Here is a 19,433-nt window from a genome sequence, read left to right on the forward strand (position 1 = left end):
AATACTATGACCCAAAAACCATCAAATGCATTCATAGCGGCTTCTTGGGCTGCACTTGTGATTGGTATGGTAGGCTATCTTGTAGGATTGTGGAGAGCAGAAATGGAACTGAATGAAAAAGGCTATTATTTTATAGTGCTTATGTTTGGTTTGTTTGCTGTAGTCTCAGTCCAAAAAAGTGTTAGGGATAAAATGGAAGGAATTCCTGTAACTGAAATATACTATGGTATCAGTTGGTTTTCGACCATTATTTCCATTGGATTACTGATAGTCGGATTATGGAACGCTACGTTATTGCCAAGTGAAAAAGGGTTTTATGCTTTTTCATTTTTGCTGTCGTTGTTTGGAGCCATAGCCGTACAAAAAAATACTCGGGACAGTGCTCAGTTACAGACTAAGCAGAAGGAAGACAAGATTACTTTTGAGTAAAATTGTTTTGAAACGCTCAGATCATATAACAGGAACGGAAGCTTATGGCTTCCGTTTTTTTGTGGGTCGAAATGAGGCTTTTGATATAACGAAATTGGTGTTTTGGAACCCCAAATAGGTTGGCTGTAGCATTGGTATATTAAGAATGTGTAAAAATTATATTTTCAGGTGATTTTGGTATGGTATTTTATATGTTAAATCAGCTACATGCTATAGCAAATAACAATCTAAAAGCTTAGAGATTACTACCTTACTTGTTTTATTGTATTGGACTAAACAAATGTAGGAGACTGTAATAAATTGTGTCAAAATAATAAGCTGTAGCAGTATATCATAGCTAAACTAACCATTGAAGGTTCATTATGGACATCACGAAAACACTTTACACACAAGTAGCTGATAGTGACCAACCTTTTCCTTACTGTCAAGTTCATTTCTGGAAGCAAAAATCACAGATGGACTTTATCTGGAAAGGAAAGGATATCTCTACTACTGAGATGAGGGAAGGACAATACCTTAGCCTTGAAGTCATGAATGGTCAGCATTTTCAATTTATGTTAATTGACTTAGCTGAATTCAATTGTAATTGGGTTTCAGAGTTGGAGTGGATTAAGGAAATGTGGTTTCCAGAACTGTCCAAAACAGGAGTGAAAAAAGTTGGCGTAGTAATGCCTGAAAACCTATTCAGTCAGATTGCTACTGAGCAATTTGCAGCAAGCTTTAAAAGCGTGTTTCCTGAGGTACAGTTATCCCTGTTTACATCTCGTATAAAAGCAGGACTGTGGTTAGTCTGAATTTCATTAAACAGGATTGCCAATTTTTTCATAAAGCGCCATTACGCTTTCCTTTATTTCTTTGTTGCTTGCATACAAAGCCCCTTTGTGGTTCATAAAGGTCGAGTCTCTTCGATTTAGTTCTAATTGCTCACCGAACATATCAGAAACTTCAGCATTTGCTTCTTTAAAAATGCAGGCAGAGGCAGCAAAATCCCATAAACTGCCACCACCTTCAGTAGGTTTGGGTAGTTTGAAATAGCAGGATGGAGCATATTCTAAAACCCAGCAGGCATTCATGGCAGCACCACCTTGTACTATGATGTTTGTATATTCGTATCCGAATGAACGACCTATCTGTGCTATACCCTCTTTATATACATCATACAGTTTGTGTTGAAGGAACCCTTTGTCTGTTACAAACGTGAAAGTATCTGTAGAGACATTGTGGGAACGCCAAGGAAGAGCATTGCGAAAAGCGCCATTACCTTTGATAGCATGAAAGAGTGTCTGACTATTAGGGTCGTAGATAACACCAATCATTGGAGTGCCTTCTTTGGAAACCAAAGCAATGGATACTGAGTAGCCAGCTACGGACTCTGTAAATGGTAAAGTACCGTCTAGAGGATCGATACACCAGAAAAAGTCTTTTTCGAGTCTGGATAAGTTGTCCTCACTTTCTTCCGTCAGTAAAGCCAAATCATATTGCTCACAGGTAGGATGCAGAACTTGAAGGATAAGCTCCTGACTTAAACGGTCAACCTCTGTGACGACTTGTGCGGCAAGGCTTTCTCCAGTTGTTTTCCTTTCTACTTTGAGCTGCTCACGAGAGTAGTTTGCAATAAAGTGACCTGCTTGAAAAGCGGCAGAGATTGCACATTGGCATAGCAAAAAAAGGTCTCTGTTGGTAAGTCTCATGATTTGGTGATTTATGCATTCAACTTTTCAATAACTTCTTGGGCGATTTGCTCGCTGTAACTGTTTATTTTCCAATGACCGGGACTCCAACCTTTCAAGAAGCGGTGAAAATCCGTCCAAGCAAACGGAAACATTTCATGCCAGTTACTTTCAAGGTCAGTAAAATTGATATTTATTCCTTTTGCCTTGATGGCACTTCTGAGTTGACGAAAATAATAATCCAGCAGTTTGCCTTCCATTGCCTCGCATTCATCCTCATTCAGACAGCTCCCGATAAAATAAGCAACGTCTTTCATTCCACAGCCTCCTCCTACATACTGGAAGTCCACAGCCGCAACATGTTTACCGTCTTGTGAAAAACAGAAGTTGGCAAGCTTGGCATCCCCATGTACAATTGTCTGAAAAGGAGATTCTCGAAGTACCTGATCTATGTGTGAAGCATTCGCTTTCAACTTTGAATCAGTCAAAGCTTGCAGTTCATCAGGTCGGGTATCCAGATGCCAATAGGTGCCTGTTTCCCAAAGGTTATCCGGTCTTTTTCCCATAAATGTGGCGTGGAAATAAGCTAGCCATTTGAGGCATGCTGCAATCTCATCCCAGCCAACAGCATGTTTTCTTGCAGGAAACCCCGCAGCATCCAAATCTTCCAATACGATCAATACTTCATCGCCCTGAGCTTCAAAAGCAAGACAATTAGGTATTTTGCAGTCATTGTCACAGAGGCTACTCCATTGCTGATACCAGGCCGTTTCAACCTGATAGGATTTAAGTTTTCGGTTATGGGAAATGTTGGTATTCCAACCACGAGGATGGTTATGTTCATTTGGGAGTTTGACGTGTTTTACCACAATACTATTGGTGGTAGCTCCTTCCAGTCCGTACCTGATAATTTGTCCATATCCACTCCATAATTGCTGTATCACTTCAATTTCAAAAAGATCAGTGGCACCAGTAGCCTTCAGAATAGTATTTTTAAAGTGATTGTTCATTATTAGCATTAATATGGTGGATAGAATTTACCGTTATGGATGACAAATATAGTAAATCGGACTGAACTGAAATTCTCTACTTTTCAGTATCAAGTCGATACTTTGTGTAAAGGATGATTATCTTTATCAATACAAAATCGATTTTAGGTAAAGACATCATTATATGGAAAAGCAGCTAGCAGAATTGCAGGAAGTAATTCCAAAGGCGGGTAAGCTTAATGAAAAAGTATCTCGCAGCGAAGTAGGGTGGCATGTAGACCATTCTTTAAAAGTATTGAACAACATCTGTTTGGAGTTAAAGAAATCTTCGCCAGAAGATTATAAGCCTAGTTTCAGTTTCAAAAAGTTATTAGTGCTTACACTGGGAAAAATACCAAGGGGTATTGCGAAAGCTCCCAAGGGGGTGCGTCCGCCAATGGAAATCAAAGAAGAGGAACTTTATATTCAGTTAGAAAATGCAAAGTCATTGTTAGATGAGATTAAGAGGCTTCCTGAAAAAAGTAATTTCGAACATCCTTATTTTGGAAGGCTTGACCTGAAAACATCAATCAAGTTTATGAGAATACATACAGAGCATCATCTTAAAATTATAAGAGATATTCTGACAAACTGATAGCGTTATTTTCTTGGAGGTATTTGTTTGGATTAGACAAAAAGGAAGCGGGAGTGAATTTTCTAAAAATTGATTATTTGGTGCATGGCAACCAAAAGCAGCAAGATGCATTTCGTGAGTTACAGAGTTTACGACTGTTTGAAGTACTGAAACCATATCATCCACTTTTGGCAGGGACCATCCCAATTAATATTGATATAAAGGATAGTGACCTAGATATCATATGTCAATGTAAAGAACATCAAAAGTTGATAGGACTGGTTACTGATACTTATGGTGAAATGCGTGGGTTTGAAGTAAATCAAAGAGTCAGGGATGGTATAGATTGTACGGTTATTAGGTTTTATGGTAAGCAATTTCTAATTGAAATATTTGCTCAGGATATTCCTTCCGAAGAGCAGCATGCTTTTCGTCATATGCTGATCGAAGACCAAATCTTAAAGATGAAGGGCGAGGATTTCAGACAGGAAGTTTTAAAACTAAAAGAAAGAGGTATTAAAACAGAGCCTGCATTTGTACAGCTTTTAGGGCTAAAGGGGGATCCTTACAAAGCATTGTTAGCTTGGAAAGTTGATTAAATATTTAGAAAAAAAAATCATTGTATGGTAGCATTTTTACATACGTCATCATCGCATATCAAACGATTTGACCTATTGCTTTCCCAAAATAATATTCAAACACCGGTTACACACTTTGTGAATGAGGAATTACTTCAATCGGCGCTTACAGATGGGAAAGTTGATCTTGAAGGGTTTCATGATCAGATAAACAGAATTAAGGAAAAAGGCTTTTTATCCATTGTTTGTACCTGCTCAACTTATGGGGTGGAGGCAGACAAGCTCGAAGGAGTAGAGAGAATTGACAGACCTGCGGTAGAATACCTGCTGCAGAATTATAAGAAAATAGTTGTTGCTTTTACTGCGAATGCTACTAAAGTTTCAACTTTGACACTTTTTAAGGAGGTTTCAGATTCATTAGGGATGGTCAGTCATATAGAATTTTGTGATTGCTCTGCTGCTTGGGCTCATTTTGAAAATGGTAATATGGAAGCATATGAACTTGCTATTGCAGATTTTATCAAGTCAGTAGCAGAGGAGGCTGATGCTGTATTTTTGGCTCAAGCATCAATGGAAGGTGCCAAGAAATACCTTACTACATTAAATATCGAAATCGTATCCAGTGCACTTTTGGGAGTACGGTATTTCTTGAAATAATTTTTTCTTTCAAATATTTAACATTACAGGAAACAAAATAATGTAATAAATTAAATGAAAGAAATAGTGAATGGAGGGGAGAGTGGAAATATTGAAAAGCCTCCGTTCAACGCTAAGCTAAACGGAGGCTCCTATTAGTTTTGATTATGCAATTGTCTTGATCAAGCCACCTTCGGCCTTGATACTTGACCCATTGATAGCGGCACTCAAAGGAGATGCAATAAAAGTGACTACATTGGCAATTTCCTGAGGCTTGATAAATCGTTGTAAAAGTGAGTCAGGCTCTGTTTCCTTAAAGAATTCTAAAACAAACTGCTCTTCAGTTTTACCTTGTACAGCAGCACTTTCCTTAAGCCACGCACTGACACCTTCTGTCATGGTTGGGCCGGGTAGTACGGAATTTACCGTAATGTCTTTGCCACTTCCTTTGGTAAGGTTAGCAAGTCCTCTCCCAATTACCAATTGAGCTCCTTTGGTCATAGAATAGTGCACCATACTTTCAAGACCTCTCATACCAGCTTCACTGGAGATATTGATAATTCTACCAAAATCACTGTCCAGCATTTTTGGGAAAAAATGACGACATAACCTGACTGTACTCAGTACATTCACTTCAAAAAAAGTTTTCCACTCTTGATCAGAAATCTCTTCAAAAGGTTTAGGGTTAAAAATCCCCATGTTATTGATCAGAATATCAAGTTTGCCAATTTTTTCAATTTCTTGAATAATCCGGTTAGCATCCACTTCATTTGACAAGTCTCCTTCTATGGCAAAAGCTTGTCCGAACTGAGAAAGTTCAGAGACTACCTCATCAGTATTATTTCGTCCATTGACTATTACTTTTGCGCCCTCTTTCAATAGCGTAATAGCGATCGCTTTTCCTATACCTTTGGTAGAGCCGCTTATAAAAGCGAGTTTACCATTCAATTGTAAGTCCATCTGAGAAACCTGGTTTAGAGAAGAGAATAATAAATGTACTGACTTCTTAACAGCCCTAACTTCTTGATAGTTTGAAAACGCAGCCATGCTGACTAAAATCAATTACCATCCCCAAGTTCCAGTACCACCTTTGAAAGGTCCCACAATGTCTTTTGTAATCCAGCCACCATAGAAGTCTCCTTCTTGTGCCCTTACCACTTCATCATTAACAGTGCATTTATCCATCATTGAAGGGTAAACGGCAACATGATTCTTGATCGTTTCAAATCCTTTGTTAGGATTAGGGTAGTACCAAGCTGCGTTCCGTATTTCAATACTTTCTCCCTGAATATGGTAATAGTGAGCAATGCCCTTGAATTCACAGTTTGAAGTTTTGTCGCTAGGGATCAGTATACCCGTTTTGAAATCTTCCACAGGAATATAGTATACAGGTGGATGGCTGGTTTCCAATACACGCCATGAACGGTTTGTATTGGCAATTTCCATTCCGTCAAAAAAGATTTTGATGTGTTTACTGACCCTTTCAGCAATAGGTGGACGAGGATAGTCCCAAACAGATTCTTGTCCAGCTTTTGGCTTGATTATTTTCATAAAGTATTAAAAAGCTGTTTATGAGAAATGTTTATAAAAATAAAGACCACCCTGAGTGGGTGGTCTGTTAAATACTAATGTGTTGATAGAGTTTATTGAGGAGAGGTGCCAGAGCAGATTGTAAGTTCGCAGAACGCAAACTGACTTTCTACACTTGTGTCATAGATTACAATGATATGTGCGCCTTCAGGAAGAGTACCAATAGATTCGTTTTCGAATACAGTTTGTTCGCCTTCAGTAGCTTCTCCTACATATTCTACAACATTGCCAATTAATATGATCTCATCTGATATTGGATCTCGATAACCAAGTTGGAATTGAAGTGTACTTGGAACATCACCTAAAAATGTTTCTTCAACATTATCAATGATATTAATTTTTAAAGTAACCTCATCATTGCTGTTACCTTCGCCTAAATCTATGATAACAGTTCCTTGATCTTCAAAATCATCATTAGAAGTTAACTTTTCACCTTCTTCCCCTACCAGTTCTTCAAAAACTTGGGTAGCAGTTAAAAGGTTATCTTTAATTGCCGGGAAGTTGGAACCAAATGGATTTGGAACCTCGTCATTGAGCCAATCATTTGTATTGACTCCATTAGTGAGGTTGTATAAAGGTAAGAAGTTATACCCATAGAAAGTAATTCCGCTCTCAACAACTTCTTCTATTGAAGTACCTGGGGTCAAGTATGTTCTACATTCTTCTTCTGATGTTGGGGTACAAATCAGTTCTCCTCCAAAGTGAACGGTAGGTACGGTTGCTTCTTCTTCATATTCACCATAACCAACTCCACCCAGTAGCTGTATCAGTTCTTCGTCAAAATAGTCAGCCCAAGTTGCTTCACCATCTCTGATATCACAGATCTGATCATAAGTAATGGAGAATTCAATCATTTGACTTTCAGTAGGCGTAATATTTTCCAGTTCAGAGAGTGGTTGCCCAGCCTCTTCGGCTACTTCAAACAATTCGATTTGAACTGTAAAGACTCCACCACAGTTACTTCCGTTATGAAATGCTAAGCAGAGGTAATCAGGGTTTCCATTACGGTTAACCAGTTGAGTAGAGGTTCCTTGCCAAGTGGCCCCATTACCTTCCTGAACCGCCCAAACTCTATCTCTAAAGATTACTTCTTCCCCACCACAAAGTACTCTACCTCTCATACTTGCCAGCTTGTGTTCATAACCTTCACAGTAGTTGGTGTAGAAGTAAAGTCTTTTTACCGAAACAGGTACATTGTTGGCAAAAAGGTAACCAAACTGACTAAGCATATCAGCATCATTGATACACAATACTTCAAGGTGCCAGTTCATTTTGGAGTTTTCTCTTACAACAAATGTATAATAGTCTTCTGAGCCATCAGACCCGTTTACAAAATCAGCATAAGCACCTGAGATAGGCAATGATGCTTTAATGATGTCTTGATCGGTTTGAAGACCTCCATTGTCACCGTTCTCTTCATAAATGATAAAACAAGTAAGAACATACTCTTCAGGTATCAGGGAAAGTCCTTCAACATAGAACTTCTGGATTTCGCCATCTGTGACTTCACTTGCCACAACAGGAAGCCAAACAGGGTCTAGGGCTACTCCGTCTGACTCCAAGACAATATAGGCCCAATACTCTGCATCAACCTGCAAGTCACATTCTCCAAATGTTTCCCTTACGCCATTGCCAACGATATTTCCATTGTTATTGATAATTTCGTCTGCAGCAACCCTTGCATTGGATAACATTGAGGTTGAGAATGAAAAGTCAATGGCTACTTTGTTTGAGTTGGGTGATTTAGACGGGGAGGCAATGTCATCTTCATTGTTCTGGCATCCAGAAAATACTACTAATAAGACTGTTAGTAGTAATAATAGATTAGAAATTTTTTTCATGGTTTTTAGCTAATTGAAAATGAGTTAAAATAAACTTACTTGTTAGGTGTTTTTTTGACTAAAAGGGGTGTTTTTATTTAGTCAAAAGGATTGAAAAGAAAGTAATGTATCAGTAAAAGTATCTGGTTAAACAGCCTTGAGAAGGGCTTTTTTTTGATTTTTGGGTGGGGTTATTTCCAAAAACTTTTATTTGAAACATTACGTTTCTAGCTTGATTTTTAATAATAATTTAGGGTTAAACAAAATGTAATTATTCGCTTTGTTATTAGTTTGTGATGTGAAGATACTGAAAGAAATTTAGTGTGTCTGTGTAAAAAAACGACAAAATATTATTTGTTTAGATGTTGATTTTATTTCTATATATGTCGTTTTTTCTTGTATATAAGGATGTGTGTTAGCCTCATAAGTTTAACAACAAAAGCCACTGGTATAGTGGCTTTTGTTGTTGATGAACATTAGTTTATTTATTGTGGTGTTGGGCAAATAGTTAGACCACAGAATGCGAAGCGTGTTTGACCTTGTCCTGTATCAGAAATGAAAACCAAGGTACTGTTAGCCATAGCCGGTACTGTGAAATTATCATAGACTGTGTAATCTCTGGTAACAGTATAATCTCTGAATGACATAGGCACAAGTGTAATAAACCCTGTTGTATTATCTCTATATCCTAAAGCAAAGCTTTGATATCCAGATGTATTTGAGAATAGATTGATCTCCAAAGAAACCTCTCTTGCAATATCTGTTGGTATTTGAGTGTCAAAGGCCAGTGTAGTGTAGTTTGCACTATACCCTTGATCTATTGGGTACTTCCCATCTACAGGCTCATCAAATACCATTGAAGCCATGATTGACATATCATATAGAGGGTCTTTATCTGCACCTGGAGGGCCATCGTAGCCTTCATTGTATAAGGTTTCAAAGTATAATTCCATATTGTCACCAGCATCATCATCATTTAGGCGCAAATCAACACTGTTAGCGTATTGTGTCTGTAAGCCTCCATAGATGTTGTTAATCATCATCATCATCGTCATCATCATCATCATCATCATCATCGTCATCATCGTCATCATCATCATCGTCATCATCATCGTCATCATCATCATCATCATCATCATCATCATCGTCATCATCATCGTCATCATCATCATCATCATCATCATCATCATCATCGTCATCATCATCATCATCGTCATCATCATCATCGTCATCATCATCGTCATCATCATCATCATCATCATCATCGTCATCGTCATCGTCATCATCATCGTCATCATCATCGTCATCATCATCATCGTCATCATCATCATCGTCATCATCACCTTGGCCATTACAGTTTAGGTCATAACCAAAATGCACTGTAGGAATCGTTACATCCTCCTCATATTCTCCAAATCCAACACCACCTAGTAATGCAATCTCATCAGAGCTTAAGATTCCTTCAAGTAACAGGTAATCAGCTAACAAAAGGTTGCCACTTCTAATATCACAAACCTGATCGTAAGTAATTGAGAATTCAATAACTTGATCCATAGTAGGTGTTATGTTATTCAGATCTGAGAAAGGTTGACCTGCTGTCTCTGCAATATCAAAAAGCTGGATTTGAACAGTAAAAGTCTCACATCCACTTCCATTATGAAATGGTAGGCAAAGGTAATCAGGATTGTTATTTCTGTTTACTAATTGGTAAGACGAGCCTTGCCAAGCACTTCCATTGTCTAATTCTATAGCCCAAACCCGATCTCTGAAGATGACATCCTCACCGCAAAGTACTCTACCTCTCATACTAGCCAATCTGTGTTCAAAGCCTGCGCAGAAGTTGGTATAGAAGTAAAGCCTTTTCACAGAAACAGGTACATTGTTGGCAAACAGGTAACCGAATTCACTAAGCATATCAGCGTCGTTGATACACAGTACTTCAAGATGCCAGTTCATTTTAGAATTTGCTCTTACAGTAAATGTATAGTAGTCTTCTGAACCGTCAGATCCATTTACAAAGTCAGCATAAGCGCCAGTGATAGGTAAAGAAGCCTTAATGTAGTCCTCGTCAGATTGAAGGCCATCTGTGTCTCCACTTTCTTCGTAAATTATGAAGCAGGACATGACATATTCATCTGGAATCAATGAAAGACCTTCTACATAGAATTTCTGAATTTCACCATCTGAGACTTGGCTAGCGACAACAGGTAGCCAGACAGTAGTGAAACTACCAGAGTGCTCCAATACTATATAAGCCCAGTATTCTCCATCTGCCTGCAAGTCACATTCTCCAAATGTTTCCCTTACACCATTACCAATAATATTTCCATTGTTATTGACAAATTCATCTGCGGCAACCCTTGCATTGGATAGGATTGAAGTGGAGAATGAAAAGTCAATGGCTACTTTGTCAGAGTTGAGTGATTTTGAAGGGGAGGCGATGTCATCATCATTGTTTTGACATCCAGTAAATACTACTAACAAGGCTGTCAGCAGCAGCAATAGATTAGAAATTTTTTTCATGGTTTTAGCTGATTAAAGCTAGGTTTAGGCTGTTAATTAATAATGATAATAAAGTGTACTTTCAATTATTCTTGGCTTGCGGCCATGTGCCTGCAAAACCAAGCACCTTGCAGGCCCAATGACCTGCTACAAAAAATTAGATAAAACAATCTGGTAAGACACGAAGAAGTGTCTTACTAATGTCTGATTTTAATTGTTTAGGAAAAGGAGTGTTTGATTGTTTTGAGTTTGAATTATGAAAAGGGCTAATTATTCGCTTTGTGTGTTTTATGATATAAAGATAGTAGTATCTGATTTGTAATGCTTTGTAAAAAAACGACAAAGTTTTTGAAGTGTATGTATATTGTTGTTTGAGTAGTTTCAAATTTGTTATGCATCTAATATAAGCGATTGTAATATGTGCTTTTGTGTATAATTGCGACAAATAAATTTCGAATGAAAAAATAAAGAGAAACCCCCTCCAATCAGTAGTGTGCTCGATTGGGAGGGGGGTATATGATTCTATTAAGTACTTAAATTATAAAGGGCTTGGACCCTGACCAGCCGGACATCCTACACCAAATGTTCCATTGTCAATAGGAGCATTATAGTAATTACACTTTAAGCCACCCTTAACTACGACTTCTTGCAAAATACATGACATAGGGATTGTTACCTCTTCAGTTATTTCACTGTACATTATGCCTAAATCACTACCTGAAATTGGCGTGTACATATCTATGTCAGTTTCAAAGCCTTCAAATTTAGGGAATTTTCCTGGGTCTGACTCCCAACCACTTCCTGTTTCATACTTTACAACGTATTTTTTATCTCCACAAATCACTTTAAAAGCAACGTATGAAATACCAGGAGTACAGTCATCTTCATTGCTGTCAGGTTTACAAATAGTTAAGATTAAGTCTCCATTACAATCTTTCAAGATGGCATTGATATCACCACCTTGTGATTCTTTGGTTGCGATAACCTCACCATCTTTCTTGAGTTTATAACCGAACCATCCTGACAGTCCTCTAGCCCAATATTTTAAGTATTCTTTTGTGACAGTACCGATTTTGTTGCTGGCTGCAGGACCACAGAAAAAGTCTTTGTAGTCACCTGCTGTTTCTTTTAATATAAACTCATAGCTGTTACCTATTCCTTCTAGGTGACCGTATTTGAAAGTGTAAGAAACCCATGCTTCAGTAGGAACTGACGGATAGCATCCTAGTTCTACTTTATAGTTTGTATTCTCATTCTTTTCAAGGATAATTTTGAACTTGAATTTTCTACCAATCCACTCACTAGCACCATTTGAAGATTTATATACCTCAGCAACACCAAATAGTTTTTTATTGTCACCATCAACTTGCAAGAATGATTTACCTTCAACAGCTTTCAAATCAAGTTTCTCTCCTTGAACATCGAATAAAGTGAACAAATGGTCTGCACTTCCTACTTTACATCCCGGAGTGAACATATCAGGGATTTGGTAAGTTGTTGCTTCGCATAGACGGTATGTCTCAAATTCAGGATCTTCGCAAGGGTCCATTCCTAGCTCACCTTCATCACAAGCGTCAGAGTTGTAGTGGCCTATACCAGTGCGGTCGTCTCCATTTGGATAGTAGGTAAGGTCAAGCGTTGCAAGGTCAAACTTCTTGTCCCTGATTTCACAGATCTCATCGAAGGTAAACATCTGTTCAAAATCCCATTTTTTGTCAGTAAGTTTTGGTCCAAGGACAAGTTGGCCATCTGCGCTGGGACTTTTTCCGTAGGTATTGAATCTGATAATAAATTTACAATCGTCAGAGGCATGAACAGGTAAACAAAGAAAGTCTGGATTTTTGTAATCATCTACCAGTTGAGAACCACCATTACCAACTGGAATGGAGAAAACTTTGTCACTAAAAATTACTTCTTCTTGAGCATCACCGCATATTCTTGCTACTTCACCATAGAGGCCTGCTACTTGGTGGATGTTTTCTTCATCGCAATAGTTTGCGAAAAAGTAAACACGCTTAATTGGCACAGGCTCAAAGTGAAAAAAAATGTATCCGTAGTTTGATAGTACATCTTCTTCACCTAGGCAAAGTACTTCGAGGCTTAAGTGGTTCTTACCTCTTTCGAATACGTCAAAATTGAGTTCATTCTGAACGAAATCAGCATAAGGGCTATCTCCAAGCGGCAACAACATGATCGGTTCATAAGAACCGTCATCTTGCTTCTCTTTTACAACAAACAAAGATATATCATAGTTGCCAGGAGGAAGCGCAAGCCCTTTTAGAGAATATTTATCACCATTTAGTCTGTCAATTTCTAGTTCAAATACTCTGTCAGTAAATGTTAGACCTAAGCAAACCTTATAGTTTTCTAGGTGTTCCAAGTCAATTAAGTTTTCACATTCTCCGAAGTAAGGAGCTGGTGTTGCCGTTCTGGCATTTGAAAGACTTCCTGTTGAGAAGGAAAGTTCTACGGGTACGCTTGACGGTGAAGCCGCATCGTCTTCTTGGTTGTTACATGCTGTAAATGCTACCAGCAGTGAAGCTAGTAGTAAATACAAGTTTCTGAAGTTTTTCATTGTGTAATTAGAATTGGTTCTGTAGAAATTATAATTGAATTGTATTGATTGGTAAGTAATGGTTGTTTAGTTATTTACACTTTTTGGTCAGGCTAATCAGGTTACTGTTTTCAGTAAGTATACAAACCTCATCATATGTCAAATGGAATTGGAAGGTGGCTTCGGGGCTGACGCCATCTAAGTGATTAAGATCAGTGTTATATGGATAAGCTTTTACAGTGATTCGGAATTTGTCATTACAATCATCATGGACTGTGAGGCATATAAAGTCATCTTCCAGTTTTGATCCACCGTTTGTAGCTACTGCATTAGCCTTATCTTCTGATACCACTTCTGGCGTTTTGTCTTCTGTACATAACCTTTCAACTTTACCAGTGATAGAGGCTACTTGGTAATTCCCATTTTCGTCACAGTAATTGGCAAAGGCATATACCTTTTTTACTCTTACAGGTTTGTCTTCTTTATACATGTATCCATAGTCGGATAATGGGATATCTTCTTTTTTACAGATAACCTGAATATCTAAAAACGAATCTTCTTGTTCTTTGACTTTCAGTTCATATTCGTTTGGGATTTGATCTGACAATTCCTTTGCGAACATATGGCCAGACGAGGGCATTACCATAGCTTCTGAATAAGAACCACCATCTAGCTTTTTTACTAAAATGAAACTGGTTATGGTATAGTTGGCAGGTTCCAGTTCAAAGGTTTCAAGTATAAATTTGTCGTTATCTCTCTTTGTGATATTTAGTTCTTTATAAACAATGCTGTCATCTGCTTTAAGGATATTTACCAAGGCTTTGTATTGATTAATATTAGTCTCAGAATAGTCACAACCACTTGTGAGACTAGTTGCAGTATTGGTAGAGTCACTCAAAGCTGTAATGTCAGCAAGTGAAAAACTTATTGTAATTAATGATTGAATAGGAGGAGTTGGGTTCGGTATTTCTGCTACAAGATCTTCTTTGTGGCATCCGCATAAAAAAAGAAAGAGTAAGAAGAAATAAGCTTTAACCATGTTACTAATATTCAAATACTGATGTGTTTTCATGGTTGAATTGGTCAAGGAAGTAGGTTCATTAAGATGAAAACTTCACATCATCTTGTCTGTATAGGTAGGTGTATTAGTGTGATTAGTTTTAGTTGATTAAAGAAAAACTTCCAGCCCTAAAGTAGCCTTTCTGACTGGAAGTTATTTATGTCAATAAGTCAATGGATTATTCAGGGTTGTGGTTGATTGGTACAGTAATCAGACCGTTACAATCTTTCATAATGGCATTTACATCACCTCTACCTTCAGATGTTCCATAACGAGTAGTTAAAGACCACTTGAACCAACCTGAGATACCATAAGCCCAATACTTGTTATAGTTTGTGTCGCTTACGATACCAATCTTGTTGCTGGCACCTGCACCGCACAAGAATTTAGAATATGGATCTTCTGTGATGATAAACTCTTTGGAGTCACTTTTTAGCGTAGTCTCAACAAGTTTGTATCTATCCCAATCCTCATAAGGCTGAGGTAAATAGCAGCTTAACTCCAGTTTTTTGTAATCAGAGTCAATAAGTTTCAGTTTCATTCTGAAAGCAAATATACCATCTACTTTATTGTCTTTTTCTTTTACATATCCCTCTATGATTTTAAATGTAACTTCTCTGTCATAAATCATTTCAGTTTTCTTTGTTACAGTAACTCCGCACTCATTATCACCTTTATAAGCAATGAAGTTCAGGTTTCCTTGGTCTTTGAAGTTTAGGATTGTAAGCAGGTGATCAGCATCGTTACCTTCACATTTTACATTATAATCACATGCTTCTACTGTACCTCTTGTAGCCTCAAGCAAGCAGATAGGTTCGCCTTCACAAGTGCCTAACTCTCCTTCGTCACAAGCATCAGGGTTTACGTGTACAACTCCAATGTTGTCACTGTTTGGAAAGTAGTTGACATCCATTCCAAATGCTTCTTTGAATTTATCTCTTAGGTCAGTTGCTTGACGGTCTCTGACTTTACAAACTTCTTCATAAGTTAGGTCAATATGGTACGATTCAAGAGGCTCAACTTGTGAATAAGCTTCGCTGAATGAATTATCGCTGCCTACATAGCCTTCCATAACAGGGTAAGTGTAAATCCAGATTTCAAATCCTTCATCACAACCGTCATGTACAGGCAAACATAAGAAATCAGGATTGCCCCATTTGTCAACCAATTGCGAACCACCGTTACCTACAGGCTTCGAGAAAACTTTATCAACATAGATGATTTCACCATCACACTTTCTCTTTACAATACCTTTCATGCCTGCGACTTGGTGCTTGTTGTTTTCGTCACAGTAGTTTGTAAAGAAGTATATGCGTTTGATAGGAATTGGCTCGAAATGGAAAAAGATATAACCATAGTTTGACAGTACATCTTCTTCTCCAAGACAAAGTACTTCAAGGTTTAAATGGTTCTTACCTCTTTCGAATACGTCAAAATTGAGATCATTCTGAACGAAATCAGCATAAGGGCTATCTCCAAGCGGCAACAACATGATCGGTTCATAAGTACCGTCACCTTGCTTCTCTTTTACAATAAACAGAGATATATCATAGTTGCCTGGAGCAAGATCAAGTCCTTTAAGAGAATACTTATCACCATTTACTCTGTCGATTTCTAGTTCAAATACTTTGTCAGTAAATGTTAGGCCCAAGCAAACCTTATAGTTTTCTAGGTGCTCCAAGTCAATCAAGTTGTCACACTCTCCAAAATGATACTCTTTTGTAGTGGTTCTAGCGTTGGAAAGGTCTGCTGCTGAGAATGTGAGTTCTACAGGAATACTTGATGGGTTCGCAGCATCATCTTCCTTCTGACAGGATGTAAAGGCTACCAGCAATGCAGCTAATAGCAACATTAGGTTTGAAATTTTTTTCATTTTAAATAATTGTAATTGGTTTGGTTGAAATGATAATTGAATAGTAATAGTTAGTGCAAAAGCACAGTTTGTTAGAAATACCTATTCTTTAACAGGTTATTCTGAATTGGAATTTTGGATATTAAAGAAAGGTAGGTAGCAGTGTTTGTTGGTGTGTTTTGGCTTCTGGTTAAAAGTTTAGTGGAACAATCGTTTAATTATTTGAATTGGTTGATTTCAGTAATGCTAGTTGTAAGAATATATCCAAATGTAAGAGGATCCAGATTGGGCACCATTGTAAAAAAACGACGAATGCAGGGTGTTATGATTTGTTAAATTCAAAACACTTTGTTTAGAACTGATTTCGTAGAAAAACTGTCGCTTTTTTACAGTAATGCCTCAAAAAATGGGGTTTTTATTTATGCAATAACGGGGGATAAAAAAAACGGCAATAAGCCGTTTTCCTAAAAATCATCTTCTACTATTTCCTTTACCCTGCCTACAGTACCATCGTCCAGTCTTACCTTGATGCCATGAGGGTGGTTGGGTGATTTGGTCAGGATTGCTTTTACAATTCCTTCAGTCAGCTCGCCTGTTCTTTGATCCTGTTTCTGAACAACTCTGACGAGCATTCCTTCCTTGATATTTTTTCTTACAGTTCCGTCCACTTTAATACAGGTTTTGTTACCAATACTGCAATTTCAGAAATTCTGAATAAGCCCAAAGGAATAGTTGGAATTTGGCAAGTAGGTTTTGTGGCGTTTTTTGATTTAAAATGGCTTTTAATGACCTTAAAAGTGTGATTTGGTGAGGATTGTCAATAGTGTTGTTGATGGTTGTTATTCTTTAATTTTTTTTAAAAATAATCATATTTTTTTCTTGACTGACTCCATTTCGTGTACTTTATTGCTACTGCAAACAACGAACAAAAGTGCTGATCAGCTAAGTTTGAAGTTGCTTTATTTGTGGTGTTTTAGGCTCTGAATCTTCTGTGTTGTACTGGGGGGCCGTGAACTGTTGTTTTGAAGATTCGCAGTCTGACTTGTAAACCTTAAAACTTCAAAAGGTCATGAAAAAAATAACAAACTGGGATGAACTTAAAGATGTCCTGAAAGGTGGTGAGTGGGATGTTGATTGTGTAATTGAAAGAGTTGGGGAGGATAGAATGCCATTCTATATTGGACAGTTTTCAAAGAAAGAAAAATTGGAGCCAACTTTTGTTGAATTGAGTCAGCACTTCGGGGATTGTATGAAGCACTGTGAGGGAAGTCACCTTACCTTACATTAATCAATAAATAGGACAAGTCTTTCTGAATACTTAATATAGAAAAAGACCTTTGACTGCATGTAAATGAAGTATGCAGCCTAAAGGTCTTTTTTGTTTTACAGGTTGTGTCCCATTTCATCATATGAATCTTCAGGGGCATCAAGCCTAATATTGATGATAGGTTTCTGGACTGCCAAGTTATTTGGATATGAAACCTGATTGCCACGCTCATCAAGAATCCTGACGTTGAAAAGGTTGATGTCAATTACTTCCCCTTCAATTGAGTTATCCCCATCCTGAATTCTGATTTTTTCTCCAATTTTAAAAGGGTAGTTGAAAAACAGTACCAAAGAAGCTGTGATATTGCTTAATATTGACCATGAAGCAAAGAATGCTACACCTATTACGGTGAAAAAAGAAACAAAATATACGGACAGACCATGGAAGGAGACTTCCCAGATAATAGCTACTATCGTTATAGTCAAGACAAATAGAAGAAAATCACTTGTCTTGCGGACGTATGTTTGCCTTTTGAGGGAATAGTTGTGCCTTTCGACATAAGTGCCGATTAATCTTCGGGTTAAAAACCTTAATAAAAGTGACAGCCCTAAAGCCAAAGCTGTAAGTATAATCTGAATGTCGGTAGTACTCATATTTGTATTTTGTTTTTGAAAAGCAAATATAGTATTTATGCCGCTTTGGAAAGCTTATGGTATCGTAATTTCAACTTGATATTCTATGCAAACTTCACCTCAGATTCAATTAATAAATTATAGCCGCGAAAACTATACGGAGCTTCAGACTGATAGCACCGAAGAAATTGTCAACTCACTCAATCAGAACGGAGGATTGGTGCATTGGGTGAATATCCAGACCTTGGATAGACATGTGGTTAAGGCTGCTGAAAAGATCTTCAAGTTCCATCAACTGACTACAGAGGATATTCTAAATACCAATCACTTACCCAAGTTGGATGTATTTGAAGACCATTGTTTCCTGATTATGAAAATCTTTACCTATTCTGAAGGGAAGAAAAGGTTTGACTATGAGCATGTTGGTGTATTGCTGTTTGAAGACAGCCTTTTGCTGCTTCAGGAATATCCGGGAGATATTTTTGATACGGTAAGACTAAAGATCAAAGAGGGGAGTGGCAGTATCCGAAAAGGTAAGTCAGATTATCTGTTCTATGTGCTAATAGATACTTTGGTAGATCATTACCTCGAGATTATGGAAGAAATGAGGGAACGCGCTGAGCGGATGGAAAACAGTCTGCTGGAAGGGGAGGATTCTGTTACGCTGAACGAGATTATCAAGATGAAGCGGCAGATGAACCGTATGCGAAAGTTTACTTTTCCACTTATTACAGAGGTTAAAAAGATCAAGACAGAGCCTCCAAGCTTTTTTGATAAGTCCACACTCACTTATATGGAAGATGTCTTTGACCATCTTTACTTGTTGAACACGAACTTTGAGTACTTGCGAGAGCGACTGATGGACTTGATCAACCTGTATCATTATAAGCTAAGCGAAAACACCAACCAGGTAATGAAAGTACTTACCGTGGTTTCAACGATTTTTATTCCGATCACTTTTGTGGCAGGTCTGTATGGAATGAATTTCCAAGATATGCCTGAGCTTGGATGGAAGTATGGCTATCCAGCCGCAATGGGAGTGATGGCTGCTATTGCGGGAGGAATGATCTACTATATGAGGCGCAAAGGTTGGATGTAAGTAAAAAGGCTTGAATGGTTTTCTCATTCAAGCCTTTTTATTTTAATGTGAGTGATGGATTAGGATTATTTCGTCCTTTAGGGCAGAATATGGCAATGGGATGAATCTCATAGCTATTTTATAAAACCCTTTCAGGACAAAG

Annotated in this window: 19 protein-coding genes; 7 read left to right on the forward strand and 12 right to left on the reverse strand. The window is 37.8% G+C overall.

Annotated elements, in window-relative coordinates; all coding sequences use genetic code 11:
- The first annotated feature begins 6 nt into the window (after positions 1–6).
- Both yiaA and V6R21_RS12520 read left to right on the forward strand, forming a co-directional pair.
- On the forward strand, positions 7–429 hold the full coding sequence (yiaA, locus tag V6R21_RS12515) for an inner membrane protein YiaA (RefSeq protein ID WP_334243956.1): 423 nt from the start codon (positions 7–9) through the stop codon (positions 427–429).
- A 362-nt stretch (positions 430–791) separates the two neighbouring features.
- Positions 792–1,223 carry a hypothetical protein gene (locus V6R21_RS12520; RefSeq protein ID WP_334243957.1) on the forward strand — a complete coding sequence of 144 codons (432 nt, stop codon included), beginning with the start codon at positions 792–794 and terminating at the stop codon, positions 1,221–1,223.
- Positions 1,224–1,229: 6 nt separating this feature from the next.
- On the opposite strand, the gene V6R21_RS12525 is transcribed toward V6R21_RS12520, so the two are convergent.
- Both V6R21_RS12525 and V6R21_RS12530 read right to left on the reverse strand, forming a co-directional pair.
- Positions 1,230–2,120, reverse strand: coding sequence for an inositol monophosphatase family protein (locus V6R21_RS12525; RefSeq protein WP_334243958.1), 891 nt, complete (start codon positions 2,118–2,120; stop codon positions 1,230–1,232).
- 11 nt (positions 2,121–2,131) lie between these two features.
- Positions 2,132–3,109, reverse strand: coding sequence for an oxidoreductase family protein (locus V6R21_RS12530; protein ID WP_334243959.1), 978 nt, complete (start codon positions 3,107–3,109; stop codon positions 2,132–2,134).
- Positions 3,110–3,272: 163 nt separating this feature from the next.
- On the opposite strand from V6R21_RS12530, the gene V6R21_RS12535 reads away from it, so the two are divergent.
- The 3 genes from V6R21_RS12535 to V6R21_RS12545 are packed head-to-tail and all read left to right on the forward strand — an operon-like array spanning position 3,273 to position 4,936.
- Entirely contained in the window at positions 3,273–3,722 is a 450-nt protein-coding gene (locus tag V6R21_RS12535; RefSeq protein WP_334243960.1) for a hypothetical protein, read from the forward strand.
- Between the two features lie 53 nt (positions 3,723–3,775).
- On the forward strand, positions 3,776–4,300 hold the full coding sequence (locus V6R21_RS12540; RefSeq protein ID WP_334243961.1) for a DUF4269 domain-containing protein: 525 nt from the start codon (positions 3,776–3,778) through the stop codon (positions 4,298–4,300).
- Positions 4,301–4,324: 24 nt separating this feature from the next.
- Entirely contained in the window at positions 4,325–4,936 is a 612-nt protein-coding gene (locus V6R21_RS12545) for a hypothetical protein (protein WP_334243962.1), read from the forward strand.
- Between the two features lie 144 nt (positions 4,937–5,080).
- Here the strand turns inward: V6R21_RS12545 and V6R21_RS12550 are convergent, their stop codons facing one another.
- The 9 genes from V6R21_RS12550 to V6R21_RS12590 all read right to left on the reverse strand — a co-directional run bounded on the left by V6R21_RS12550 (position 5,081) and on the right by V6R21_RS12590 (position 16,961).
- Positions 5,081–5,875 (reverse strand): SDR family NAD(P)-dependent oxidoreductase, encoded by a 795-nt coding sequence (locus tag V6R21_RS12550; protein ID WP_334243963.1) that lies wholly within the window; start codon positions 5,873–5,875, stop codon positions 5,081–5,083.
- 102 nt (positions 5,876–5,977) lie between these two features.
- Positions 5,978–6,466 (reverse strand): DUF427 domain-containing protein, encoded by a 489-nt coding sequence (locus tag V6R21_RS12555; RefSeq protein ID WP_334243964.1) that lies wholly within the window; start codon positions 6,464–6,466, stop codon positions 5,978–5,980.
- Positions 6,467–6,558: 92 nt separating this feature from the next.
- Positions 6,559–8,346 carry a hypothetical protein gene (locus V6R21_RS12560; protein WP_334243965.1) on the reverse strand — a complete coding sequence of 596 codons (1,788 nt, stop codon included), beginning with the start codon at positions 8,344–8,346 and terminating at the stop codon, positions 6,559–6,561.
- Positions 8,347–8,810: 464 nt separating this feature from the next.
- Complete coding sequence (locus V6R21_RS12565; RefSeq protein ID WP_334243966.1) at positions 8,811–9,437, reverse strand: hypothetical protein; 627 nt, start codon at positions 9,435–9,437, stop codon at positions 8,811–8,813.
- A complete protein-coding gene (locus V6R21_RS12570) occupies positions 9,358–10,848 on the reverse strand; it encodes a hypothetical protein (RefSeq protein WP_334243967.1) in 1,491 nt (496 codons plus the stop codon). Before V6R21_RS12570 ends, V6R21_RS12565 begins: the two co-directional genes overlap by 80 nt.
- Before the next feature lie 517 nt (positions 10,849–11,365).
- Positions 11,366–13,402, reverse strand: coding sequence for a hypothetical protein (locus V6R21_RS12575; protein ID WP_334243968.1), 2,037 nt, complete (start codon positions 13,400–13,402; stop codon positions 11,366–11,368).
- Between the two features lie 70 nt (positions 13,403–13,472).
- A complete protein-coding gene (locus V6R21_RS12580; protein WP_334243969.1) occupies positions 13,473–14,453 on the reverse strand; it encodes a hypothetical protein in 981 nt (326 codons plus the stop codon).
- A 166-nt stretch (positions 14,454–14,619) separates the two neighbouring features.
- Positions 14,620–16,314 carry a hypothetical protein gene (locus V6R21_RS12585; protein ID WP_334243970.1) on the reverse strand — a complete coding sequence of 565 codons (1,695 nt, stop codon included), beginning with the start codon at positions 16,312–16,314 and terminating at the stop codon, positions 14,620–14,622.
- Positions 16,315–16,757: 443 nt separating this feature from the next.
- Complete coding sequence (locus tag V6R21_RS12590) at positions 16,758–16,961, reverse strand: YwbE family protein (protein ID WP_334243971.1); 204 nt, start codon at positions 16,959–16,961, stop codon at positions 16,758–16,760.
- A 401-nt stretch (positions 16,962–17,362) separates the two neighbouring features.
- Between V6R21_RS12590 and V6R21_RS12595 the strand changes: the two genes are divergently transcribed.
- Positions 17,363–17,581 carry a hypothetical protein gene (locus V6R21_RS12595; protein WP_334243972.1) on the forward strand — a complete coding sequence of 73 codons (219 nt, stop codon included), beginning with the start codon at positions 17,363–17,365 and terminating at the stop codon, positions 17,579–17,581.
- A 95-nt stretch (positions 17,582–17,676) separates the two neighbouring features.
- On the opposite strand, the gene V6R21_RS12600 is transcribed toward V6R21_RS12595, so the two are convergent.
- Positions 17,677–18,213, reverse strand: coding sequence for a mechanosensitive ion channel domain-containing protein (locus V6R21_RS12600; RefSeq protein ID WP_334243973.1), 537 nt, complete (start codon positions 18,211–18,213; stop codon positions 17,677–17,679).
- Between the two features lie 85 nt (positions 18,214–18,298).
- On the opposite strand from V6R21_RS12600, the gene corA reads away from it, so the two are divergent.
- Positions 18,299–19,291, forward strand: coding sequence for a magnesium/cobalt transporter CorA (gene corA / locus V6R21_RS12605; RefSeq protein WP_334243974.1), 993 nt, complete (start codon positions 18,299–18,301; stop codon positions 19,289–19,291).
- The last annotated feature ends 142 nt before the right edge of the window (positions 19,292–19,433 follow it).

It is taken from the genome of Limibacter armeniacum (assembly GCF_036880985.1).
Taxonomy (GTDB): domain Bacteria; phylum Bacteroidota; class Bacteroidia; order Cytophagales; family Flammeovirgaceae; genus Limibacter; species Limibacter armeniacum.